Origin of the sequence: Paenibacillus sp. J22TS3 (genome assembly GCF_018403205.1) — a bacterium.
Taxonomy (GTDB): domain Bacteria; phylum Bacillota; class Bacilli; order Paenibacillales; family Paenibacillaceae; genus Fontibacillus; species Fontibacillus tuaregi.
Genome location: NZ_BOSF01000003.1, coordinates 53,264 through 77,010 on the forward strand (window position 1 = coordinate 53,264; position 23,747 = coordinate 77,010).

Consider the following 23,747-nt stretch of genomic DNA (forward strand, 5'->3'; position numbering starts at 1 on the left):
GTTAGGTCCCATCCGTCTGCCGCTTCGGAAGCACGATCCGGAACATGGTCCAGCCTTTGATTGGCTCCAGTGTAATCGTTCCGCCGTGCTTCTGTATAATCTGCCGGGCTATGGTAAGGCCCAGCCCTGTCCCGCCATCGCTTTTCCTGGACGGATCGCCCCGCACAAACGCCTCAAATACATGTTCCCTCTGGCTGGAGGGGATGCCAGTCCCGTTGTCGCTCATTTCAATCTGCACCGTATCTGGCTCCTCCTTCAACACCAGGGCCACCTTGGTCCCGGGCGGATTGTATTTGACCGCATTCTCAAACAGATTGGAAACTGCGCGATAGAGAAGCCGGGCGTTGAACTCCGCAGCAACCGGTGCTGACGGAATATCGATCTCCACAACGAAGTCCTTATCTATGAACGCATCATAATAGTCGGCAGCCAGCTTACGCACAAATTCAGCCAAATCTGCGTACGCCATCTCTACAGGATAATCGGGGCTTTCCAGCTTGGAGAGCTCGAACACATCGTCAATCAGCTCCGCTACAAGCTGTGATTTGTCATGGATCAGACCGATGGTCCTTTCCTTTCGTTCCTCCTCTATCAGCCCCAGCTGCATGGCCTGCGCATATCCGCGGATCATTGTGATCGGGGTTTTCAGGTCATGGGAAATATCCACGAGCATCCGCTGCTTGCTCATCTCCAGCTGCTTCTTCTCCCGCTCAGTACGCTCCAGCTTATCCGCCATGGCATTAAAACGTTCCTGAATCTGAATAAGCTCCAAGTTCGCCTCGAAATCGAGCCTTTTCCCGTATTTCCCCTTGGCCACACTCCAAATCCCCTCTGCAATATAACGAAGCGGATTGGTGATACTCCTTGCTGTCCAGCGGCTGTATATATAGACGATGATGGCGAACAAGAACACGAACAGCAGAGCCGCCTCCAGCAGCAGCCGCCAGAAGGCGGCCGTCTGATCCTTCGCTTGGTCCGTAATGGTCAATGAGGATTCCACGTGTTTCTTCGGTATTTTCACCAGGCAGTGATAAGTCCGCCCTTCCCGGGTCTTAAATGGCGCCAGGGATACAGAATATTCCCTCCCTCCATGATCATAGAACATGCCATAAATATCCTTGTCTGTGTACCGGAAGGTGCCGTCCCGTTTAACGCCATGCGTGTAGACGACATTCAGCTTATCATCGAGAATCTCCACCCAGCCTTCCAGCGACTCTATTGCTTCGGTATCCATCTTCTTGTAATCCGTCTGGACGATATCCCCCGCTGTCAAGTGGCTGCTCATGCCGGTGATCAATTGGGTGGTGATCCGGTGATTGAAATAAAACATAACCATCACAGCAAGCAGGGTTACCGTCAGCGAGAAGAACACGAAATTCTGAATGAGGGTCTTCTGGATTTTCTTAGGCTTGGCCATTCAGCTCTTCCTCTTTGGAGAACCGGTATCCGAGCCCCCGGATCGTCCTAAGATAACGTGGGGCCTTAGGGTCGTCCCCCATCTTGTCACGCAGTCTGCTAATCTGCACCATGATGGTATTATCATCTTCAAAATAGGGGCTCGACCACACGTTCTCAAAAATTTGCCGTTTTGTGAAGATTCGCCCGGGATGCTCCATAAGCAAGGCCAATAGCTTGTATTCCAGAGCGCTTAAAGCCATTTGCCGCCCCTCGTTATACAGCTGGCAGGATTCATGATCCAGCTCCAGACGGCCGACCTTTGTCCGGGGACGGACCGGGACGGGAGACGGCTCGTTGAACTCATAGGAGCGGCGAAGCTGGGCCTGAACACGGGCAACAACCTCTAACGGATTAAACGGCTTGCCGATAAAGTCATCCGCCCCCAGGCCAAGTCCGGTGATCTTGTCCATATCCTGATTCTTGGCTGAGAGGATAATAACCGGCAGCTTATACCGCTTCCGGATCAGCTTAAGCAGTTGATAGCCGTCCAGCTGCGGCATCATGATATCCAGAATCACTAAGTCCACAGGCGTCTGTGAAAGGCGCTCCCATGCCTCTCTTCCATCATTGGCCTCAATAATATCTACTTGTTCACGCTGCAAATAGAGCCGCAGGAGATCCACAATCTCCGGTTCATCGTCAGCGATTAATATCGTTTTGCGCATCTGTATATCCCTCCTGGTTACACAAGAAGTTCGCTCCCGTTCACCCAGACTCCTTCCATGTAAGTTTATTGTAAGGTGCCAGCCAGAGTGGAGAAAGATTCGCCTCCTATACTGGGGCAGTATCTTATCGATAACACATGCCCGCATTGGAGGAAATGAAATGAAACTTGATCTCAATAACAGGTTTAACCGGGTGCGGAGCAAGCTGCTCCCTCTTCCCCGGCCCAAACCGCTCAGCAGCGGCTGGAAGGGTGCGATCACCGCAGTCTTTGCATGTGCACTCCTGCTCATCTTGTTTCAGTCCTATTACATGATCGGCGGGCAGGGCCCTCTGAGGTATGTAATTGGTTCAGTTGTGGCGATTGTATTTTTTGTGCTCGCGGCCGGGGTCGCAGCCCTGGGGCTGCATCTGCTGAAGAAACTTCCGACTCTCTACATATGGGCGGTTGTTGCTTCAGCCGGAATGATGTTGTTTTGCTTCATCGTTCCGACAGTCTCCCTGATCTTGATTGCCGCAACCATCACCATAGTGTCCCTGCTTGGCTCGATGTTATGGAAGTGGCGGAAAAAGGAGTACACGGGCATAGCCCGTCGGGGGATCATCTTCCGGGTGCTCTGGGCTGGACTCCTCACCGTGACACTGATCTCCGGAACCTTCTGGTACTTAGGCAGCGGATCAGACCCATTGTCTCCAGCTTACCGGCTGAACGAGATGAAGAAGGCTCCCCGGTACAGTACCCAGCTTCCCGACCCGTCTAAGCCCGGAGCTTATGCGGTTAAAACCTTGACGTACGGCAGTCCTAACAACTATCGCGAGGTGTTCCGGCAGAGCGGTTCACTGACAACCCAGCCAGTGGACGGCTCCGCCTTCGTGAGCGGCTGGTCTTCGATCCGGACCGGGACGCTTGGTTTCGGTCCTGAGAAAATGCCGCTGAACGGACTCGTCTGGTACCCCGAAGGGAAGGGCCCCTTCCCTGTGGTTATGGCGGTGCACGGCAACCATACGATGACCGATTACTCTGACCCGGGTTATGAATACCTGGGCAAGCTGCTGGCCAGCCGCGGGTATATTTTCATCTCGATTGATGAGAACTTTCTCAACACCTCTCCCTATGACGATATGTTCATATTCCAGGTGCCCGTGAAGGAGAATCCTGCCAGAGCCTGGCTGATGCTGGAGCATCTGAAGGTATGGAAGCAGTGGAACGAAGACCGGAGCAACCCGTTCTACGGCCGGGCCGACCTGAACAATGTCGCTCTGATCGGACATTCACGGGGCGGGGAAGCGATCACCCTTGCGGCCCTGTTCAATGGACAGAAGGCATACTCCGAGAACGCCTTAATCAAGTTCAACTATAACTTTGGCATCCGTTCCCTTATCGCAATTGGAGGAACCGACGGCCAGTTCAAACCTTCGGGAACTACAGTGAATCTGCACAATATCAACTATCTTACCCTCCAAGGTGTGCACGATATGGATGTCAGTTCCTATGATACGACAAACCAATACAAGCGGATCACCTTTGATCCCGGAACTGCCTGGATGAAATCGGCCGTCTATATTTACGGGGCCAACCACGGACAGTTCAACAGTGTCTGGGGCCGCACGGACGGAGCCGGCCTCGCCAACAGGCTATATAATACGAAGCAGCTCATGTCTGAAGACATGCAGCAGCAAACCGCGAAGGGCTTCATCTCGGCTTTTCTGGAGACGACTCTGAAACAGAACAACTCTTACCGTCAGGTGTTCCAGGATCTTGGTTATGCCAAGAGCTGGCTGCCGGATAATCAATATATCAGCAATTATATGGACGCGCATACCAGCCTGTTAGCTGGCTATAACGAAGACACCGATCCGTCAACCGCCACCCTTGCAGGCGGCGAGCTGATCGGAGAACACCTGAAAGAATGGAAGGAAGAGACCGTGCAGCTGAAGTTCGCCCCAAGTGAATACAGGGCTGCCCGGATCGGTTGGGATCAGACTGCTTCAGGAGGCAAGCCTCCCGTCTACTCGCTTCGTCTTCCAGACGAGGGCGTAAAACCGCAAAAAGGCTCTTCCCTCGTCTTCTCAATTGCTAATCTGGAGGATCATCCCGTCAATTTGACTGTACAGGTGACCGACCGTTCCGGTCATGAGGCCAGCCTGCTGCTAAGTGAGTTGTCTCCAGTCGTACCGATGGTTGAAGGCCGGTTTCTGAAGGCCCCTTTCGATTTGATGTCACCGGTGAAAGAGCCGGTATTCCAGAACTATGGAATGGCACTTGATGACTTCAAGCAGGTGAACCGTGACTTTGATCCAACCGGGCTGAAGGAAATCCGCTTCAAATTCGACCAGTCCAAGAAAGGTACGATCTTGATGAATGATATCGGCCTGAGGCTTAAATAAACCAGACTATACTAATATATTTTGAGGAGTGAACTGTATTGAAAAGATCAAGACCTTCAATTAAAAAGGCGGCCCGATTATGGCTGCCTGCCATCACCGCTCTGACGTTAAGTGCATCGTTGGCCGCGCCTGGGATGGCGGCACCAGCAGCCGGAACATCGGCTGCTCCCGCTGGCCAGAATACGGGGGCTGTCTTACAGGTATCAGGGCAGCCTGCCGGACCAATCGATCCGAAGGAGCTGGAGGCGTTCGCAGACAAGTTCTTCGCACGGGAAGATGTGAAGAAACTGCAGGTGCCGGGGGCCGTGTTCGTTGTCGTTAAAGACGGCCGCATTCTGTTCCAGAAAGGCTACGGTTATGCCGACCGGGAGAAGAAAACCCCGGTCTCCCCGGAGACCACCGTGTTCAGAATCGCCTCCGTTACCAAGGTCGTGACCGCCACCGCTTTGATGCAGCTGGTCGAACAGGGAAAGATCAATCTGGAGGACAATGTGGAGAAGTATCTTGGCGGGCTGAAAATCCAAAACAACACCGGGCTGCCGCTGAAAGTCAAACACCTTCTTACCCACTCCACCGGGTTTGATGTCGTGGACATTCCCATTACAGAATCCATGACTACCGACTTGACCAAGGTCGTCAGTCTGCGGGACTACATCAAGGAGCACATGCCTACAGTAGTATCTCCTCCCGGCAAGGTATACCGGTACGATAACTTTGCCTCCATGCTGCAGGGATATATCGTGCAAGAGGTTTCAGGAGTGCCATACTCCAAGTATATTCAGGAGCATATTCTCAGACCGCTGGACATGAACCGCACATATTCCCACATTTCTCCGGAGATTCAAGACAAGCTTGCTACAGGCTATGATGATCTGAATGCAGCTATGGCTCCATACAACCTGGTGCCAACCGACTTGCCGCAGGGCGGTCTGCTAACCACAGGAAGCGATATGACCCGCTTTATGATCGCCCATCTGGAGGGAGACAGGCCAGGGCAGGCACCGATTCTAACGAAGGAGTCTATAGCTGCCATGCACACCCCGCAGCTTGCCATTCATCCTAAGGTGCCCAACATGACCTATGGCTTTGAATATTCTTATCGGGATGCCTACAATGGTCAAGACGTTGTTGGCAAAGGGGGAGTCGCCCCCGGATTCAGCTCCTGGCTGTGGCTGATGCCTAAGCAGCGTGTTGGCGGATTCATTGTGACGAACAAGAGCGGCCCGCTTCGGGAGATGCTGTTCCGGGAATTCATGAATCACTATTATCCGAAACCAGCGAACACCGGGACCGGGAAGCCTGACGGTGAAACCGGTAAAGTGTCCCTGACCCCTCAGCAGCTGCACCGGCTGGAAGGCATCTACCGGAGCGCAGGTGTAAATTATGTGCTGACACGGATTCAATTGAATGACAAGGGACAGCTCATTCTGAAGGATTTGACAGGAACGCAAGAGCTGACACCTCTAGGGCCGCTTCTGTTCCTGGATAAGATGGGTCAGGAGGTGGCCTTCCAGGAGAATGAGGACGGGACCATCGGTTATATGTTCTCCAAGCTGAACTCCGCGGCTTACGCGGCTAAGCTTCCTGATGCGGAGCCATTCCGTGACATCGCCAAGGACCATCCCTATGCGGCCTACATTCATGGAATGAAGCAGCTCGGCCTTACCGCGGGCAAGCCGGATGGAACCTTTGGCCCGCAGGAGCCGATGACGCGGTATGAGTTCATTACCGCGGCTAATCAGTGGCTCGGTGTGCCAGCCTCCCGCAAGCCCGTTGTATTCACGGACCTGGCTGGCAAGCCTGGAGCCGAGCTGATCCAGAGCGCCCTGGACATGGGCTTTGTCCAAGGCGCGGGAGGCGGCCTGTTCAAGCCGGATCAGCCTATCACCCGGCAGGAGGCGGCGTCTATAGTCTGGCGGATGCTGACCGCCATGGGAATCCCGCCGAAACCTGCCAAGGTGAGCGAGGAGCCGGCGGTCTGGGCGAAGCCGGCGGTTGAAGCGGTGGTCGCTTACCGGCTGTACGGACCGGAGGTCAAGCGGTCCGCTGACGGTGCCGCCGATTACGGAGCCAAGCGTATCATGACCCGCCAGGAAGCCGCCGCGCTGCTTGAGCAGGCTACTCATATGCAGCTGTAGCCGGAGGTGCTTTGGTTGAAGATGAAGATTGCCGTTAAGGGAGCATCTGCGCTATTCTCCCCAGTGAACTGCTAACCAAAGCCTCCGAATTTGGTAATGCTCAATTCAGGCTTACCTGAAAGCTCAGCCAGTAACTAATGGATGAAGCGACTCCCACGCGTGCCCTGACCGGCACGCGTATTATTATTTCCGGCAAGAATCTGCCTGCCGCCACCACCTGCGTGATCGCGCAAAAAGTATGCGCGGCAGCTACGGGAAACCGCATCAGACTACGGATTTCACTTCCATCCGGTTATGTTACGCTCGGACTAACCACCTATCCAGAAAGGAGTGAATTGAAATGCAGCAAGAATTAAGCAGAGCCCAAAGCGGAGCCGGAATATACCGGAGATTGGAACGTTTCTTTAACTTGCGTGACCCGAAGTACACCGCATTTTTGAAGAAACATGAGGCTGCTGATGTAAAGCAAATTGCTTTTTACCTGATGCTGGCAGTAGTTCCCGGATTCATTGCCTATTTCCTGGTGTTTCCTATGCGTGAGCCGATCTCCCGTCTGACCGGATGGTCGGACCATTACACCCAGTTTGTCATTCTGGCCTTGATGGCAAGCGGCTGGCATACCTTCTTCCCTTTCTTCATGCTAAGATGGAAAGATAAGCTGACGTTCAAACAATCCTTGCACTATCTTGGCTTCACCCGGCTTGATCTCAGAGGGCTCATCCTCATTGTTCCTATCATCACGCTGCTGTTTACGGCGGTCTCCCTGCCTTATATGAAATACATCTATCCACCGCTGCATGATTTTCTGAACGGGATTCCTATGCTGCGCATGGAGGGCTGGCACATTTATAATCAGGGTTATTATGACTTTCCCTGGTTCCTGCTGCTGATTGGTATCTTCGGCAATTTTGTCGGTGAGGAAATCTACTTTCGGGGCTACCTCCTGCGCAAGCTGGGCAAGTTGAAATACGACTGGCTGATTGTAAGCGTCTGTTTCCAGCTCTACCATATGTGGCAAGCGCCGGTTAACTGGTCGTTCCTGCTGCTGGCGGTGGTTATCCCGTGCGAGATTATAGTAAGACTGCGAAAGAGCATTTACGGGGCCATCGTGTTCCATATTTTTGTCAATGTGTTCTGGGGAGAAATCACGCGGGCACTGGTCGGTGTGTAAGCTGAGCCGGGCCGTGAGGGCCGTGCTCCGAGGTCTATTCCCATATCCCCGGTACACTCCAGGAGGAGCTTGTATGTCCGCAATCCTATCTTATCGGCACTGGTTGATCACCCTGTCCCTTCCTGTATTTCTCTGCATCGCTCTCTACGTGCATATTCTGTCGTTCGGACAGCCCTATATCGGGATGACTGTACGTGCGGAGGGTGCGGAGTGGAGGGTGGAACAGGTCGATCCAGCAGGCAAAGCGTATGCCCTCAAAATCCGCCAAGGCGACCGGATTCTGTCCGTTGACGGAAAACTGGCACAGAATTTCTTCCATTCGGGAGAACGGTCACTTAAGCATGCGAAAACGATTGAGACCCAGCATCCCGACGGCAGCAGGAGCCAGGTACAGGTGCAGATTACCGGGAAAGACCTATTCGCTTATGGTTTTTCCATCGTTATGGAAGGCATGCTTCTGGGTATCGGCTGGTTCTCCTACCGAAAACGGCCCGAATCCCACCTGATCCGGCGCTTTTATGGATTAAATCTGCTAATGGCCCTGATCATCCTGACCCTGTACTCGACAGAACTGGCTGTATCCAATGCGATTCTATCCATCAGTGCCATTTGGCTTCCATATGCGCTGCTCTCCTTCTTCATCCTGCTTGTGTTCCAGGTCACCCGCCCTTGGCTGGCGAGAGCATTTGCGGCCTTACGGGTACTTCTCTTTGTCTTCTCCGCTTACACGCTGTATACAGTGTGGCTGGACAGCATCCCCGGCTGGATACGCGAAATGGTGAACCTGGTCTTCATCGGCGCGCTGCTCTTCATTCTAGTTTTAGCCTGGCTCTATGGCAGGACACTGGAGCAGATGGAGAAGAACCAGCTGCTCATTCTGGTGACCGGTATTATTTTCAGCCTGCTGCCCTATCTGTTTCTATACGCGTTGCCTGATCTGCTCTGGAAGGACTATATCATCGCACCGGAATACGCCATGGTTGGACTCGTGCCGCTATCTGCTACGATTATGTATATCCTGGTTAAACGCCGTATGATTGACATGCTCCTGTATATGCCAAAACTCGTGATCCACAGCTTGTATCTCACCGCTGCATTCGTGTTGTTCCTGCTCGCAGCAAAATGGAACAGGCCACCGTCCATCGCGGGTCTGTTTGTTTTGTTTGCCGGGCTCACGGCGCTGCATCAGCTTGCTCTGACCCGGACGCGAAGACATGCCGAGGAGCGCGGAAGGGTCCTGGAGCGGCAGAAGCTGCAGCTCTCCCTCCAGCTGGCTGAGAAGAAGAACATCCGGGACATTGTACGAATGCTGGTGGAGTTAACCCACCGGATGCTGGAAGTGAGCGGCGTATGCATCCTGTGGCAGCAAGGGGAGGAACGGATAGTTCACGGCACCGGTCAGTATGCGGACATCCAAGGGACACAGCTGGTTCATCTGGCTGCGGATCATCTTGATGAAGCCCAGCTGACGCAGCGGCTTGATGCCGCACATGTGCTCCCTATTCAGGGGACCGGGGAAGATCAGCCCTTCGGTTATATCATTCTGGGCCACAAGATCAATAAAACGCTGTATTCTTCTGATGAGAAGCAGATCATTGAACGGATTCATACAGAAGCAGCGCAGCTGTTCATCAATGCCAGACTGCTGGCCGAGCTGCAGCAGGAGCAGCAGCGTACCCTCCTGGAGAGCAAAACAAATGAGCGGAGGGTGCAGAATATCGACCAGTTCAATCACGCGCTGCTGGAAGCCCAAGAAGCTGAGCGGATTCGCACCTCCTACTTCCTGCATGATACAGTACTCCAGAACCTGATCTTCCTGTCCCGCGATCTGGAGGAGCTGTATGACCAGGGTGGCGGCAGCAGCAGCCAGGTCTCATCCTGGTTGAAGTGTGTTTACGATACCCAGCAGCAGATTCGCATGCTCTGTGACGACCTGTATCCGCATGTCGTGGACAAGGCAGGGCTTAAGGAAGCAGTTCAGTGGCTGATTCGTACCCGCAAGGACTTCAGCGGCTTGGATATTACGCTGCAATATGAGCTTGAACCGGCAGGGCCGCTTCCGCCGCTGATCAAATCAAATATCTTCCGTATTATCCGTGAGCTTACGAATAATGTGGTCAAACATGCGGAGGCCTCCTCTCTGCATCTTCACCTTTGGGCAGCCGAAAGGGCTATTCACATTACCGTGAAGGATGATGGCATAGGCTTCCAGGCAGACTCCATCTACTCTGCCGAATCCCGGGAAGAACGCAGCGGATTCGGCCTCATCTCCGTTGACAGTCAAGTCCGCCGGCTTGGAGGTAGCATGGAGATCGACTCGGCTGTGGCTCTGGGGACAACGATTCAATTGCGAATCCCGCTTGCGAACGAGGGAGAAGCCTGGGCTTCTCCACAGGCTTCCGGGACAGCAGCCGCTACAGGCATGTAACAGTCTACAGATATGTAACAGTAGAAGGAGGGCAACTTTATGAGGGACGAGGGCATCAATGCTGGTCACCGTGGTGATGGCCGGGACAACCGGACAGACCCTTCGACAATTCAGGAGCAGAGCACCAGTATTCACGTTGTTCTGCTGGATGACCACCCCCTGGTGATGGAAGGCCTGAAGAACCGGCTGGAGCAGGAGCCCGGGATTCACGTGCTCCGAACTTACGCACATCCGCAGTCTCTGTTGGATGAGATCGGGAAGCTGCGAGCTGATGTGATCATCTTAGACATTTCCCTGCCCCAGATGGACGGGTTTGAGGTGGCTGGCCGTCTCAAGAAGCAGTTCGGGCAGTCCATCAAAATCATTATGCTGTCAGGTTATATGTACGACGAGTTCGTGCATAAGGCTTTTGATTTGGGTGTACACGCCTACTTATCCAAGCAATCGACGTATTCGCAGATTATTAATGCGGTTAAGCAGAGTATGCTGGGACATGTGCTGATCCCTGAACATGCGCTAACCGCTGCGAAGCAGGAGCAGCTGACCCCGATGGAGCGGGAAGTGCTTAAGCAGGTCGCCCAGGAGAGGACAAACAAGGAGATCGCCCAGGTGCTTGCCATAAGCCAGAGGACGGTCGAGTACCATCTGACCTCCATCACACAAAAGCTGGGTGTGAGATCGAGAATCGGGGCTGTGGCCAAAGGCTACGAGCTGGGATTGCTAACGCGTATGTCTTCAGCCGACGAATCCGAGTTTAGATAGGCAAATCTTATGCCGAAAAAGAGGCCGTCCAAGAGCAAGTAAACTTACAGCAGATTTAGCGGCTTTTTGCAAAAAAGTAAACAAGCGCCAGTCCAAGGGGATTATCCTTGAGCTAGCGCTTTGCATTCTGGTCTACTACATTCTTCTTCAGAAGATTATGTGCAAGCGAAAGTGACCCGAACTCCTAAACAAAATACAGAGGCTGCCCTTTTGGGACGGCCTCTGTAAACTTTTTACTTTCTAGTGTCCAGCTTGATACTCGCCTTCCATATGCGCATGCGGGTCCAGCTTGTCACGGCCCATGAAGAAGGCTGCAACCAGCGCCAATGCCGCAGGGAGGATCGCCCAGATAAAGGTCTGCACAATCGAGGAGGACATCGCTGAGGAAATGGTCTCCAGGATTTGCTGCGGAATGTGCTGCCTCAGCTCAGGAGACAGCAGCGCATGCGGGTCCTTCAGATCCAACTCCTTCGGCAGCTGGGCGCCGCCCAGGGAAGCCGCCATTTTATTCGTGAACAGATGGCTCTGGATAATCCCGAAGACGGTAATTCCCAGTGTCATTCCAAGGGAGCGCAGGAAATTCAGCGTAGAGCTGGCGGAACCGCGATCTTGCGGTTTAACTGAATGGATCGCCGCGTTGCTAAGCACGGAGAATGAGGCGCCAATCCCTAGGCCTACCAGAATCATAAAGAAACGCAGCGTCCACAAGGTGCTATTCTCATTAAGGGTGGTAAGCAGGCCCATGCCCACGATCAGCAAGGCCAGCGTAGGAATCATAATCGTACGGTACTTCAGCTTGTTCATCAGGAAACCGCCCATGGTCGCGGTAACAACGGAGCCCAGCATCATTGGCAGCAGAACCAGACCGGAGTTGGTTGGCTTGCCGCCAAGCACTCCCTGAATGAAGATGGGAATATACACAGAAGCCGTAATGAAGGCCGCACTGCTCAGAATCCCGATGACATTGCTGGACCAGTAAATCCGGCTTTTGAACATTTTGAATGAGATAATCGGCTCCTTCGCCTTGCTCTCCGCAATCAGGAACACTATTGCAAGAACTGCGAATCCGGCAAACAGGCCGAGAATCTGCCAGGAATCCCAGGCATACTTCTTACCGCCCAGCTCAAGGGCGAACATCAGGCAGACAACTCCCCCAATGAGCGTAATTGCACCTGCCCAGTCAATCTGCTGTTTGGAATGCTCACGGGATTCATGGTAGAAGAACGCGATGAATACGAAGGCAATCAGTCCAAGCGGAAGATTGATATAGAAAATCCATTCCCATCTTGCATACTCGGTCAGATATGCCCCGAGCAGCGGTCCAAAAATACTCGACATGCCGAACACAGCACCGAACAGGCCGCCGAGCTTGCCTCTCGATTCCACAGGCACCGCATCAAACATGATCGTAAAAGCGATCGGAACCAGGGCCCCGCCCCCGATACCCTGAATCGCGCGGTAAATGCTCAGCTCAACAATGGAGGTGGCGGTACCACACAGAATGGAGCCCAGCATGAATACGAGGATACCGAAGATGAAGAATCTCTTCCTTCCATACATATCCGACAGCTTTCCGAAGATCGGCATACCCGCCATCTCCGCTACCATATAAGCTGAGGTAACCCAGACGAACTTATCCAGTCCGCCCAGCTTGCCGACGATGTCGCCCATCGCCGTGGCCACGATCGTATTATCCATCGAAGCCATAAGGATGCCGAGCAGCAGACCCGCTAGGACAATCCCTAAATTATTCTTTTTCTTTTGCACAGGTTTCTTCTTCTCCTTTTATGTTCGTATATTTATATCTCCAGTTCAGTTCAAATGACTGACCTGGCTGAGCTGTTCCACCGATGAACTTCTGTCCTGGTGAAAAGCTTCTATATATTCAACCAGGCCAATCCTGCAGCCCGGACCGATTGTTACTTTGTTCCCGCGGACATATTCTGCCTCGGTATTCTCCAGATTGATCGTATCCCCCTCAATAGAGGTCGCAACCAGTCTCGGAGGTCCTTCAGGATTAAACATGTCGACCAATGCCCACAGCCCTCGCGAGGGCATGACCCGAATGAGTCCGCCGCCGATTTCCTTAATCCGGCTCTCCCCCAGCAGCTTGATCTCCACATTCTCCGAGTTGAGCATGCCGTCTATCCGGACTGCACCCCTCGCCTTGAATTCCTCGGCCTGGCATCCACCTTCAACCGTATTATAACCGGACAACTCGATCTGTTCACTTGTTATTTGACCGCCAACATGGGTGTCTCCGCTAAACTTGATTTTGCGTGCGGTTACATGCTCCTGAATCTGCAGCTTGCCCATTGTGGAGAACACTTTGCCCTCCAGCGAGCCACGTAGAATCAGATCACCCGTCAGCTTAAGTGTCTCTGCCTTTAGGCTGCCGTTCACAGCTGCATTGCCTGTGCATTTAAAGCTGATTGCATCCACATCACCGTGGATCTCCCCATCCCCTGTTATCCTCAACCGTCCTACGAGGCCGCCAGCCGATCCACCGTTCCCCATAATCTTGATGTCGTGGCGCTGAGGCGTTCCGTTCTCTTGCATACTCGCATCCCCTTCCTATTGGTATGTTCCGTTTGAGACTCAGGCTTACATCTTCACCGCGTAAGAAATATCCGACTTGAGATCGGCATCATAGGTTTCGGTATATTCGACCCTATCGATCTCACACCCTGGCCCAATACGCACTCTACTTCCCCGCACAATCTTCGCCTTCGTATTCTCCAGCTCAATATCGTCCCCCTCAACCACATCCACCGTCAGTTTGGTGGCTGGGACAATCGAGAAGAGCTGAAGCAGACTTTTCCCTTCAGTCCGACGGCGAACAATAATCCGCTCTCCCCCAATCTCGCGTGCACGACAGCCCCCAAACAGCTCGATAAAAATTGTGCCTGCATTCAGCAGCCCTCCGACCTGGAGATTGCCACGCACATCCAGACTCTCGCATTGAAGATCTCCTTTGGTCTTCAGCGAGCCATTGATTTCCACCGTCTCCCCGTTAAGACTTGCATCCGTCTTGGCGATTCCGTTCATAGTCAGACTGTCAAGCCGGATCTCTCCAGTGACGCTCAGCATACCGTCGGCCCGAAGCGTATCGCACTCCAGCGCTCCGTTTAGCGAGCCTGTTCCATTGATCGTTAAGCTCTGTGCCTTAATCTGGCCGTGGACCTTTATAGTTCCGTTGCAACTCATATCCCCACAGGTAACATCTCCGTTAATCGTGCCCATTCCGTCAATGAATACATTATCATAGCTTCCGCCTGTGGCTTTGCCGACCCCATTTATTCTCAAATTCCTGTTTGGCTGATTCATCCTCATTCCCCGCCTTCCCCGATCTTCAATTTCAATTCTTCGGTTGCCTGAGCCAATGACATGCGAACAACCTCTTTAACCCCGCGGTCAAAATAAATCTCACTGTTCATGGACAGCAGAATAAATGCGGCCACCCCCATCTTTCGGGTAAGCATCAATTCGCAGTCCTTTCCAGCAAAAGCCGGATAATGCTCCGCCAGCGTCTCAATCAGGAGCCGGCCTTCATCCAGTGAAATATTCCCGCTTTGCAGAAGTTTCTCCAGCACATACAAAGCCAGAATCTGCTCAAATTCGAACGGCCCCGTATGAGGCACGGCTTTCAAATAGATTTCCAGCGCAATGTTAGTAACAATGTTACGTTGCAGCAAAATATCTCCTGTAAGAGAGATTTCCTTTAAGCTTGGCGAAAACACATCCGCCAGCTCATCTAAAGACAGGCCTTCCTTCATATTCACGATTTTATCAATACGGGCCAGAACCTTCTCCCGCGGAAAAAACGTCTCCTGCCCCGTATAAGAAGACTTTCGGATAAACCAGTCCTCGGGGATCAAATTCTTACGTTTCCACCGATACAGCTGTCCATAGGAGATTCCCGTAATATCCAACAGTTCCTTCTTAGAGATCAGATCATCATTCATGTGGAATTCCTCCTCCTTGCGAAACCAAGTGTAACATAACATTGTTACGTTATGCAATACTAAATAAAGTTTACGTTAAAAAAGGCGCTCCCCCGGAACCCCATATTCCGGAACAGCACGCCCTGTTTTCTTTTGCCCAAAAATAAAACCGCTCACTAAAAAAGCGGTTAATTGAACTAACTGTTTGCCGTTGACTCACCTTGTAAACAACCCTCTACCAATTACATTTGCTGATATTGGTTGAATCCCAATCTCCCTTGCCCATATGGATAGCTGTCCCATATGATGAATTTCGTGAGCAATTACATGGCGTAATATTTCACCTTTGGTATAACGCTCTTCAGTCCATGGAACAGTCACAATTTCGTTTTCGAAATCATTTGACCAAGTATCAAGGAACTCCTTTGTCTCTAGCATCCAAGAATCGGAAAGTTCTTTTACTTGTTCCAGTGTCTTATAGTTCTCATATTGGACTTGGATATCTGGTTTACCTTGTATTCCACGAATCCAGCTATATTCTACATCTGAAACATGAAAAAGTGTATAAAGAATGCAGCCTGCTCCACCAATTCGATTACGAACCAATTCTTCATTCGGGACTTGCTTGCATAGTTCAAACCATTCATCTCTTACCATCCAGTTATAATTAAATAGCTTTATCAACGTATTCGCCCCTTGTTATATAAAATGAACTAATGAAGGTCACCCTTCTAGGGTGCTAGCGATTCCGAGTGTTCTTACAACCACTGTTGTCTCCGAAATCCTTGAAATAACTATCCAATGGGCATTTCGGGGACAAAGGCGGACGCTCCGCTTCTTCAGAATCACTCGGCCTCTCCGCTGTGATCGGTTGAATGCTCTCCACGAATCGGTGCAAAACACATTTGAGTTAGATAAACAACCGCCAATTGCCTCGTTCTTGTTTACTGCTATCGGCCAAAGAATCAGCAAGCTTCTTCAATACGTTTATAGCCATGGGCAAATCATCTCCGAACTATGATAATATTCTTATTATAGAACATTTGTTCGTAACTATCAAATATCAACAATGTAGTTTAACATAGCCAAATTAAAAAGTCCCCTCGGCGGTTTATTGCCAAGGGAACTTTCGGTTTGATCTATATTTTTAAATGATCAGAATGCCTGTTTATCTGCTCTTCTCCGCATACTCGCTTACCCACTGTTCAGTTGTCTTCAGCTTCTCCTGAGCCCTTGAGATGGCCTCAGCCACCTGCTTGGTAGCCGTCCCTCCATACACATTGCGGGCATCAACTACCGCTTCCGGCTGAAGAACCGCATAAATCCGGTCATCGAACAGCGGGGAGAAGGTCTTGAACTCGTCCAGCGTCAGGTCCAGCAAGTACTTGTTGTTCTGGATGCAATAGAGCACTGTCTTGCCAATCACCTCATGTGCTTGGCGGAAAGGCAGGCCTTTGCCCACAAGGAAGTCAGCAATGTCTGTGGCGTTGGAGAAATCCTGATTGACGGCTTCACGCATCCGCTGCTTGTTGACCTTCATCGTTGCGATCATGCCGGCGAACAGCTGAAGTGCGCCTTCCAGCGTCGCTACGGTATCGAACATGCCTTCCTTATCCTCCTGCATATCCTTGTTGTAGGCCAGAGGCAGGGACTTCAGCACCGTAAGCAGCCCCATCAGATTGCCGTACACACGGCCGGTCTTCCCGCGGACAAGCTCGGCCACGTCCGGATTCTTCTTCTGAGGCATGATGCTGCTGCCCGTACAATACGCATCATCCAGCTCAACAAAGCGGAATTCTGTGCTGCTCCAGAGGACCAGCTCTTCGCACAGACGGGAGAGGTGAACCATGAGAATCGAGGAGTTCGACAGGAATTCCAGGATAAAATCCCGGTCACTCACGGCATCCAGACTATTCTCATATACCCCGTCGAAATGCAGCTGCTCGGCCACATAATGCCGGTCAATGGGGAATGTGGTACCCGCTAATGCTCCTGCGCCCAGCGGCAGCACATTAACCCGCTTGTAGCTGTCCTGGAACCGTTCAATATCACGCTGGAACATCGAGACATACGCCATCAGGTGATGGGCGAATAGAATGGGTTGTGCCCGCTGCAGGTGGGTGTATCCTGGCACAATGGTATCCAGGTTCGCCTCGGCCTGCCCGATGAGGGCTTCCTGGACCGTATACAGCAGCCCGGTGATCTCTACGACCCGCTTGCGCAGATACAAATGCATATCGGTAGCCACCTGATCATTGCGGCTGCGCCCGGTGTGCAGCTTCCCGCCAACCGGGCCGATCTCCTCAATCAGGTTCTTCTCGATATTCATATGGATATCCTCATCCCCGACTGAGAACTCAATCTCCCCACGGCGAATCTTGTTGAGCACCAGATGAAGCCCATCTTTGATGCGCTCCACATCTTCGGCCGGCAGGATGCCGCACTTGCCAAGCATGCTCACATGCGCCAGACTTCCTTGAATATCCTCTTCCGCCAATGCCTTGTCAAAACCGATGGAGGCGGTATATTCCTCAACCAACCGGTTTGTCTGCTTCGTAAAACGTCCTCCCCACAGCTTGCTCACCTGATCCACTCCTTCTTCTGAATGCAGACCGCAGGCCGCTCCCGGTATTAAGAGAACGGCCCTGCAAATCTGCGTTATATCATTACCGGAACTTCCGCCGGCCTTCATTCATCTTATCGTAAGCCCATACGGCCCTGTCTGCAACTGTGCTGGCCGGGCAAATCGCCTGCCTCGTTACAATATCCATCCTACCTGCCGACGGTAACCACGAAGGTGGCTAAGGCCACAGCTCAGTTGCCATGCGCTGCTTACTTGCTCTGCTCCACACCGGAGCCCACTTTCAGACGCAGCGCGTTCAGGCGGATGAAGCCTGCCGCATCGCCCTGATCGTAAGCCTGGGTTGGGTCCGCCTCCATAGTGGCGATATCCGGATTGTACAGGCTCACCGGACTCTTCACTCCAGCGGCTATGATGTTGCCCTTGTACAGCTTCAGGCGCACAGTGCCAGACACGTTCTTCTGGCTCTCCGTAACCAGCGCCTGCAGTGCCAGACGCTCCGGTGCGAACCAGAAACCATTATACACTAGCGTGCTGTAACGTGTAATGAGGCTGTCGCGCAGGCTCATAACCTCACGGTCCATGGTCAGGGATTCCATCTTGCGATGGGCCGTGAACAAGATGGTACCGCCTGGTGTCTCATACACCCCGCGGCTCTTCATGCCCACGAAGCGGTTCTCCACCATATCCACACGGCCAATGCCGTGCTTGCCGCCGAGCTCGTTGAGCTTCTCCATTACGCCGAGCGGACTCAGCGTCTCCCCGTTCACTGCCACCACGTTCCCGGCAGCGAACTCAAGCTCCACGTATTCCGCCTCATCCGGCGCATCCTCCGGGGACACACTCAGCAGATACATGTCCTTGCTGTCTTCCGCGCTTGCGTCGAACCAAGGGTCTTCCAGCACACCGCTCTCATAGCTGATATGCAGCAGGTTGCGGTCTGTGGAATAGGGCTTGGCCGCCGATGCGGTTACCGGAATGCCGTGTTCCTCGGCATAAGCGATCATTTCAGCCCGGCCCGGGAAGCGCTCGCGGAACTCGGTCAGGCGCCAAGGCGCAATTACGCCGATCTCCGGCGCCAAAGCCGCCGCAGCCAGCTCAAAACGCACCTGGTCATTCCCCTTGCCTGTAGCGCCGTGGGCAATCGCGATAGCTCCTTCCGCCCGCGCAATCTCCACCATCCGCTTGGCAATCAGCGGGCGGGCAATGCTGGTGCCGAGCAGATACTGCCCTTCATATTGGGCACCGGCCTGAAACATCGGATAGATGAAATCCTTGGCGAATTCATCCTGCAGGTCATCGATGTAGACCTTGGAGGCCCCGGTGGCCAGCGCTTTGGCTTCGAGTCCGTCGAGTTCCTCCTTCTGCCCAATATCCGCCGTGAACGCGATGATCTCCGCGTCATAAGTCTCCTTCAGCCATTTCAAAATAACGGACGTATCCAAGCCGCCTGAATAGGCCAGCACAATTTTATCTTTTGCCATGATTCCTTGTCCTCCCCTTAATTACCCGGCTTAAGCGGGACAAGACGTCCCGCAGCCGGTCATGCTCTGCACTTTTTATATAAAATGAACTTATGAAGGTTACCCTTATATAATCAATATCTTAACCGATTAAGGCCGCCATCAGCGCCTTCTGCGCATGGAGCCGGTTCTCCGCCTGATCAAATATTATCGAATTTGGACCGTCGATAACTTCCGCGCTGACTTCCTCCCCGCGGTGGGCAGGCAGACAGTGCAGGAACAAATAGTCCGGCTTGGCATGTTTCACAAGTTCAGTGTTCACCTGGTAGTTCTCAAAGGCTTTCTCACGGGCCTGCTGCTCTTCTTCAAATCCCATGCTTGCCCATACATCGGTATAAATGACATCGGCATTCTTGACTGCTTCCTCCGGACTTCTGACCACTTCGATCTTCGCTCCGGTAGTTTCGGCAATCTTCCTGCTTTCAGCCAGCACTCCGGCATCCGGCTCATAACCTTCCGGACTCGCAACCGAGACATGAACGCCAAGCTTGGCACCGCCGATCATCAAGGAATGCGCCATATTGTTACCGTCTCCGATATAAGCCAGCTTCAGCCCCTTCAGGGTGCCTTTGTGCTCCAGAACCGTCTGGAAGTCCGCCAGCACCTGGCACGGATGGGCCATATCGCTAAGACCGTTAATGACAGGAATTGAAGCATGCTCAGCTAGCTCCACCACATTGTTATGGCCAAACGTGCGAATCATAATACCGTCCAGGTAACGCGACATAACCTTGGCGGTATCACTGATAGTCTCCCCGCGTCCCAGCTGGATATCATTCTTGCTCAGGAAGAGCGCGTGGCCCCCAAGCTGATATGTACCCACCTCGAAGGAGACGCGGGTCCGGGTTGAAGATTTCTCGAAGATCAGCCCCATGGTCTTGCCCTTTAGCGGCTGAAATTCTTCCCCGTTCTTCATCTTGCGCTTGATCTCGATAGCGAGGTCAAGCAAATATTGAATCTCCTCGGTGGAGAAATCGGTTAGTTCAACACAGTCGCGGCCTTTCAGGCCTGCTGCGGTATTTGCTTCCGTAAGACTCATCTTCGCCTATTCCTCCTTAGCCTGCTCATGGCGTGCTATAATCTGGCTTAAAATATCCACGGCCTGATCTATCTCATCTTGGGTCACATACAGATTTGGCAAAAGACGGATTACATTCGGTCCGGCTGTAATGAACAGCAGACGATTCTTCTGTCCTTCTGTCACCAGATCGGCAACTGGACCGTCACACTCAATGCCAACGATCAAGCCTTTGCCGCGAACCTCACGCACAAAAGGATGCCCGCCCAGCTTCTCCTGCAGACGGTTGATCAGGTAATCCCCCATCTCGGCGGCCCGCTCCGGCAGCTGATCCTCCTGCATCGCTTCGATCGTCGCAATAATCGCCGTGGAAGCGATCGGGTTGCCGCCGAAGGTGGAGGCGTGGCTGCCTGCGGAGAACGCCTCGCGGAGGTACTCCTTGGCCAGCATCGCTCCCGCCGGAATTCCGCTGCCAATCCCCTTGGCCAGGGTGAAAATATCCGGCTCAATGCCGTAATGCTGATGCGCGAACCATTTTCCCGTACGGCCCATGCCCGTCTGAACCTCATCCACGATAAGCAGAATTCCATGCTCCTTGCGAAGGGCTTCAACTTCCTGTAAAAAAGCAGGAGCGACGAGATGAATGCCGCCCTCGGCGCGCACCATCTCCAGCATAATTGCGGCTGTCTTAGGTCCGATGGCGGCCTTGAGCGCCTCGATGTCATGCATTTCCACCGTCACGAAGCCTTCCGGCAGCGGGAGGAAGCCTTCCTTCACTTTGTCCTGGCCCGTTGCCGTCAATGTAGCAAGAGTCCGGCCGTGGAAGGACTGCTTGAACGTGATGATCTCATAGCGCTGTTCACCCTTGATCTTCTGATGGTAGCGGCGGGCCAGCTTGATCGCGGCCTCATTTGCCTCAGCACCGCTGTTTCCGAAGAATACGGCATCCCCGCATCCTAGACTGGCAAGCAGCTGCGCCGCCTGCTCCTGCTGCGGAATTTCAAACAGATTGGACACATGCCAGATCTGATCCAACTGCTCCTTGATTCTGTTCTTCACTTTCTCAGGAGCGTGACCGAGGTTATTCACCGCAATCCCGCTATAGAAATCCAGATAGCGGTTGCCTTGGTCATCCCATGCCCAGCTTCCTTCACCTTTTACAAGGGATATAGGAAAACGTCCATATGTAGGGAACAGCGCACTTGCTGTGCCGCTGGAAACACTGCCCCCCTGCTCCTTGCCCTCTTTTTGCAATTGGCCTTGTGCCTGCACATTTGAATTCGCCATGATTACCGTTCACTCCTTTGCATCCGTACGATTTTGGTTCCGATCTGCTCACCGGCCAGTACCCGGCTAAGCACCTTCGGCTCACTGCCATTGACAATCACGACTTCCTTCACCTGTCCATGAATGCAGGCTACTGCCGCGCGTACCTTAGGGATCATTCCTCCGTAAATTTCACCGGTCAGAATCATGTCCTCGATCTGCTGCACCGTGACTGTAGGAAGAACCTTTTTCTCGCCGCCTGCACCACTCATAATTCCCGGAACATCCGTGACCACGATCATCTGCTGTACACCCAGCTTGGAAGCAACGGCCCCGGCTGCTGTATCCGCATTAATATTATAACGCTGTCCGTCTGCACTGACGCCGACCGGAGCGATAACTGGCATATAGCCTAGCTTCGCCACTCCTTCGATGATTGAAGCCTTGACGTCCGTGACATCACCGACCAAGCCAACCTCACTGCTGGCGGCGACCGGTTTCGCCTGAATCAGAAAGCCATCCACACCGGATAATCCGATAGCCTGACCGCCTGACGTCTGAATACGGCGGACAATCTGCTTGTTAATGGTCCCGGACAGCACCATTTCAACGACATCAAGCACTTCTTCCGAAGTATATCTAAGCCCGCCGACAAACTTGGTCTCAATTCCAAGCTTCGCCAGATTATCCGAAATCGCAGGGCCGCCCCCGTGAACAATGACCGGTTGTATACCTCTTGTCTGCAGTTCAATCAGATCATCAAAAAAAGAATCCGGCAGCTCATTAAGTGTGCTGCCCCCGCATTTCATCACAAAAGATCGGGTCTGTGAAACGCCGGAAATCCCTTGCGGTTCCCCTTGTAATACCGATTTCATGACTCCGGTCTCCCTTCCTCAGGTTCGTTCTAGAAATTCCTATATCTACAGCCGTGAACTAATATAAGTTGAACTATTAAAAATGGATGTAAGGGCGAGTGCGTAACATAATCCACAAGGCAGGCAGCCGTATGAAATGTTCTTCCGATTTCTGTTGCTCCCAGACTTCTTGAATTAAATTTATAAGGTACAAGAAGTCCGGTCACAAAGGCGAACGCTTCGCTTCTCCAGAATCATTTCACACGCTTGCCTATTGGTAATTTTTAAGTTTACCACCGATCTACCGCAGTCTTACGTCCGGTAAGCCGCATTAATGCGAACATAATCGTAGGTCAGGTCGCAGCCCCATGCGGTTGCTGTGCCTTCGCCGTTCTTAAGGTCCACCGTAATGCGGACCGTATCCCCCTTGAGATAAGCCAGCGCCTCATCCTCGTCAAAAGCCACAGGCTTCGAGCCGGTAAGTACCGCAATGTCTCCAAGCTTGATGTCCACCGTCTCGGGATTCACCGGCTCACCCGCACGTCCCAGCGCGGCAATGATCCGTCCCCAGTTCGCATCCGCCCCGAAAACGGCGGACTTCACGAGGCTTGAGCCAACGATCGTCTTCGCAATCACCCGGGCGGACAGATCGCTCACTGCTCCGGTCACTTCAACCTCAACCAGCCGGGTGGCCCCTTCCCCATCACGGGCAATCGCCTGGGCCAGAGCCTGGCATACATGCCGGAACGCCGCCGCAAAGCTGTCCCAATCCGGGTGCTTCTTTGTCAGCTCCTGATTGCCGGCCAGCCCACTTGCCATAGCCAGCAGCATGTCGTTCGTACTGGTATCCCCGTCCACAGTAATCATGTTGAAGGTCACATTGGTGGTCTCCCTGATTAACGATTGAAGCGCATCCGGGTGAATCTTGGCATCTGTGGTAACAAATCCAAGCATGGTGGCCATGTTCGGATGAATCATGCCCGACCCCTTCGCAGAACCTGCAATGGTCACCTCGCGGTCATCAATGATTAGAGATACACAGACTTCCTTTTTAACTAGATCCGTTGTAAGAATCGCTTGCGAGAACTGCTCCGCCCCATTCTCCTCTGCGGACAATACAGCCGGAAGCTGCGCAATGCCGCGGCTCACACAGTCCATCTTCAGCAGTTCACCAATCACGCCGGTCGAGGCAACAGCCACATCCTGTTCATCCACGCCAAGCGCCTTGGCCGCATCTGCCCGCATCGTGTAGGCATCCGCTTCCCCCTGCTTGCCTGTGCAGGCATTCGCATTGCCGCTGTTCACGATGGCGGCTCGCAGCATGCAGCTCTGGGCCAGGCTGTCCTGGGTCACCCGGATGGGCGCCGCCTGGAACACATTAGTTGTATACACCGCAGCTGATACTGCTGGGACCTCGCAGACGATGGCCGCGAGATCATTGCGGGTTGTTTTTTTCAAGCCACAATGCAGCCCTCCGGCCTTGAACCCCTTAGGTGCGGTGACCGAACCGCCCTCTACCACCTTAAACAAGCTTGCAACTCCCATGATGTCCT

18 protein-coding genes are annotated in these 23,747 nt (G+C 52.9%); 5 read left to right on the forward strand and 13 right to left on the reverse strand.

The genetic code is table 11. From position 1 onward, the window contains the following. Window position 1: 1 nt before the first annotated feature. The gene (locus tag KJS63_RS10015; protein ID WP_213618997.1) at window positions 2-1,417 is read right to left on the reverse strand and encodes a HAMP domain-containing sensor histidine kinase; all 1,416 of its coding nucleotides are present in this window, start codon (window positions 1,415-1,417) and stop codon (window positions 2-4) included. Beyond that, window positions 1,404-2,123, reverse strand: a complete 720-nt coding sequence (locus KJS63_RS10020; protein ID WP_068620528.1) for a response regulator transcription factor — start codon at window positions 2,121-2,123, stop codon at window positions 1,404-1,406. The genes KJS63_RS10015 and KJS63_RS10020 overlap by 14 nt, the downstream gene beginning before the upstream one ends. A gap of 160 nt (window positions 2,124-2,283) precedes the next feature. Here KJS63_RS10020 and KJS63_RS10025 point away from each other — a divergent pair, with 160 nt between their 5' ends. The 5 genes from KJS63_RS10025 to KJS63_RS10045 all read left to right on the forward strand — a co-directional run bounded on the left by KJS63_RS10025 (window position 2,284) and on the right by KJS63_RS10045 (window position 11,008). Then, window positions 2,284-4,509: a poly(ethylene terephthalate) hydrolase family protein gene (locus KJS63_RS10025; RefSeq protein ID WP_213618998.1), complete on the forward strand. Its 2,226-nt coding sequence runs from the start codon at window positions 2,284-2,286 to the stop codon at window positions 4,507-4,509. Window positions 4,510-4,547: 38 nt separating this feature from the next. Next, entirely contained in the window at window positions 4,548-6,647 is a 2,100-nt protein-coding gene (locus KJS63_RS10030) for a serine hydrolase domain-containing protein (RefSeq protein ID WP_244862560.1), read from the forward strand. Between the two features lie 340 nt (window positions 6,648-6,987). After that, window positions 6,988-7,818 carry a CPBP family intramembrane glutamic endopeptidase gene (locus KJS63_RS10035; RefSeq protein WP_213618999.1) on the forward strand — a complete coding sequence of 277 codons (831 nt, stop codon included), beginning with the start codon at window positions 6,988-6,990 and terminating at the stop codon, window positions 7,816-7,818. 73 nt (window positions 7,819-7,891) lie between these two features. Further along, entirely contained in the window at window positions 7,892-10,246 is a 2,355-nt protein-coding gene (locus KJS63_RS10040) for an ATP-binding protein (protein WP_213619000.1), read from the forward strand. A gap of 39 nt (window positions 10,247-10,285) precedes the next feature. After that, window positions 10,286-11,008 carry a response regulator transcription factor gene (locus KJS63_RS10045; RefSeq protein ID WP_213619001.1) on the forward strand — a complete coding sequence of 241 codons (723 nt, stop codon included), beginning with the start codon at window positions 10,286-10,288 and terminating at the stop codon, window positions 11,006-11,008. Window positions 11,009-11,248: 240 nt separating this feature from the next. Here the strand turns inward: KJS63_RS10045 and KJS63_RS10050 are convergent, their stop codons facing one another. The 11 genes from KJS63_RS10050 to argJ form a co-directional block, all read right to left on the reverse strand. After that, a complete protein-coding gene (locus tag KJS63_RS10050; RefSeq protein ID WP_082927012.1) occupies window positions 11,249-12,775 on the reverse strand; it encodes an MDR family MFS transporter in 1,527 nt (508 codons plus the stop codon). Window positions 12,776-12,820: 45 nt separating this feature from the next. Further along, window positions 12,821-13,567 (reverse strand): cytoplasmic protein, encoded by a 747-nt coding sequence (locus KJS63_RS10055; protein ID WP_213619002.1) that lies wholly within the window; start codon window positions 13,565-13,567, stop codon window positions 12,821-12,823. 45 nt (window positions 13,568-13,612) lie between these two features. Continuing rightward, the gene (locus KJS63_RS10060; protein WP_213619003.1) at window positions 13,613-14,335 is read right to left on the reverse strand and encodes a polymer-forming cytoskeletal protein; all 723 of its coding nucleotides are present in this window, start codon (window positions 14,333-14,335) and stop codon (window positions 13,613-13,615) included. A 2-nt stretch (window positions 14,336-14,337) separates the two neighbouring features. Further along, a complete protein-coding gene (locus KJS63_RS10065) occupies window positions 14,338-14,973 on the reverse strand; it encodes a YhbD family protein (RefSeq protein WP_213619004.1) in 636 nt (211 codons plus the stop codon). A gap of 195 nt (window positions 14,974-15,168) precedes the next feature. After that, window positions 15,169-15,636 carry a DinB family protein gene (locus KJS63_RS10070; protein WP_213619005.1) on the reverse strand — a complete coding sequence of 156 codons (468 nt, stop codon included), beginning with the start codon at window positions 15,634-15,636 and terminating at the stop codon, window positions 15,169-15,171. Between the two features lie 484 nt (window positions 15,637-16,120). After that, window positions 16,121-17,536 carry an argininosuccinate lyase gene (argH, locus tag KJS63_RS10075; RefSeq protein ID WP_213619006.1) on the reverse strand — a complete coding sequence of 472 codons (1,416 nt, stop codon included), beginning with the start codon at window positions 17,534-17,536 and terminating at the stop codon, window positions 16,121-16,123. 248 nt (window positions 17,537-17,784) lie between these two features. Continuing rightward, window positions 17,785-19,017 carry an argininosuccinate synthase gene (locus tag KJS63_RS10080; RefSeq protein ID WP_068620544.1) on the reverse strand — a complete coding sequence of 411 codons (1,233 nt, stop codon included), beginning with the start codon at window positions 19,015-19,017 and terminating at the stop codon, window positions 17,785-17,787. A gap of 121 nt (window positions 19,018-19,138) precedes the next feature. Beyond that, a complete protein-coding gene (argF, locus tag KJS63_RS10085; protein WP_213619007.1) occupies window positions 19,139-20,095 on the reverse strand; it encodes an ornithine carbamoyltransferase in 957 nt (318 codons plus the stop codon). Window positions 20,096-20,101: 6 nt separating this feature from the next. Next, a complete protein-coding gene (locus KJS63_RS10090; RefSeq protein ID WP_213619008.1) occupies window positions 20,102-21,361 on the reverse strand; it encodes an acetylornithine transaminase in 1,260 nt (419 codons plus the stop codon). A 2-nt stretch (window positions 21,362-21,363) separates the two neighbouring features. After that, window positions 21,364-22,215, reverse strand: a complete 852-nt coding sequence (gene argB / locus KJS63_RS10095; RefSeq protein WP_213619009.1) for an acetylglutamate kinase — start codon at window positions 22,213-22,215, stop codon at window positions 21,364-21,366. Window positions 22,216-22,506: 291 nt separating this feature from the next. Then, window positions 22,507-23,739, reverse strand: a complete 1,233-nt coding sequence (gene argJ, locus KJS63_RS10100) for a bifunctional glutamate N-acetyltransferase/amino-acid acetyltransferase ArgJ (protein WP_280520802.1) — start codon at window positions 23,737-23,739, stop codon at window positions 22,507-22,509. Window positions 23,740-23,747: the final 8 nt, after the last annotated feature.

Excerpts from the sequence above, each read along its gene's own strand:
- KJS63_RS10060 (WP_213619003.1), bottom strand. The coding sequence starts at position 14,335 with ATGAATCAGCCAAACAGGAATTTGAGAATAAATGGGGTCGGCAAAGCC.
- KJS63_RS10045 (WP_213619001.1), top strand. The coding sequence starts at position 10,286 with ATGAGGGACGAGGGCATCAATGCTGGTCACCGTGGTGATGGCCGGGAC.
- KJS63_RS10090 (WP_213619008.1), bottom strand. The coding sequence starts at position 21,361 with ATGGCGAATTCAAATGTGCAGGCACAAGGCCAATTGCAAAAAGAGGGC.
- KJS63_RS10025 (WP_213618998.1), top strand. The coding sequence starts at position 2,284 with ATGAAACTTGATCTCAATAACAGGTTTAACCGGGTGCGGAGCAAGCTG.
- argJ (WP_280520802.1), bottom strand. The coding sequence starts at position 23,739 with ATGGGAGTTGCAAGCTTGTTTAAGGTGGTAGAGGGCGGTTCGGTCACC.
- KJS63_RS10080 (WP_068620544.1), bottom strand. The coding sequence starts at position 19,017 with ATGGCAAAAGATAAAATTGTGCTGGCCTATTCAGGCGGCTTGGATACG.
- KJS63_RS10055 (WP_213619002.1), bottom strand. The coding sequence starts at position 13,567 with ATGCAAGAGAACGGAACGCCTCAGCGCCACGACATCAAGATTATGGGG.
- KJS63_RS10065 (WP_213619004.1), bottom strand. The coding sequence starts at position 14,973 with ATGAATGATGATCTGATCTCTAAGAAGGAACTGTTGGATATTACGGGA.
- argB (WP_213619009.1), bottom strand. The coding sequence starts at position 22,215 with ATGAAATCGGTATTACAAGGGGAACCGCAAGGGATTTCCGGCGTTTCA.
- KJS63_RS10020 (WP_068620528.1), bottom strand. The coding sequence starts at position 2,123 with ATGCGCAAAACGATATTAATCGCTGACGATGAACCGGAGATTGTGGAT.
- KJS63_RS10015 (WP_213618997.1), bottom strand. The coding sequence starts at position 1,417 with ATGGCCAAGCCTAAGAAAATCCAGAAGACCCTCATTCAGAATTTCGTG.
- argF (WP_213619007.1), bottom strand. The coding sequence starts at position 20,095 with ATGAGTCTTACGGAAGCAAATACCGCAGCAGGCCTGAAAGGCCGCGAC.
- KJS63_RS10040 (WP_213619000.1), top strand. The coding sequence starts at position 7,892 with ATGTCCGCAATCCTATCTTATCGGCACTGGTTGATCACCCTGTCCCTT.
- KJS63_RS10035 (WP_213618999.1), top strand. The coding sequence starts at position 6,988 with ATGCAGCAAGAATTAAGCAGAGCCCAAAGCGGAGCCGGAATATACCGG.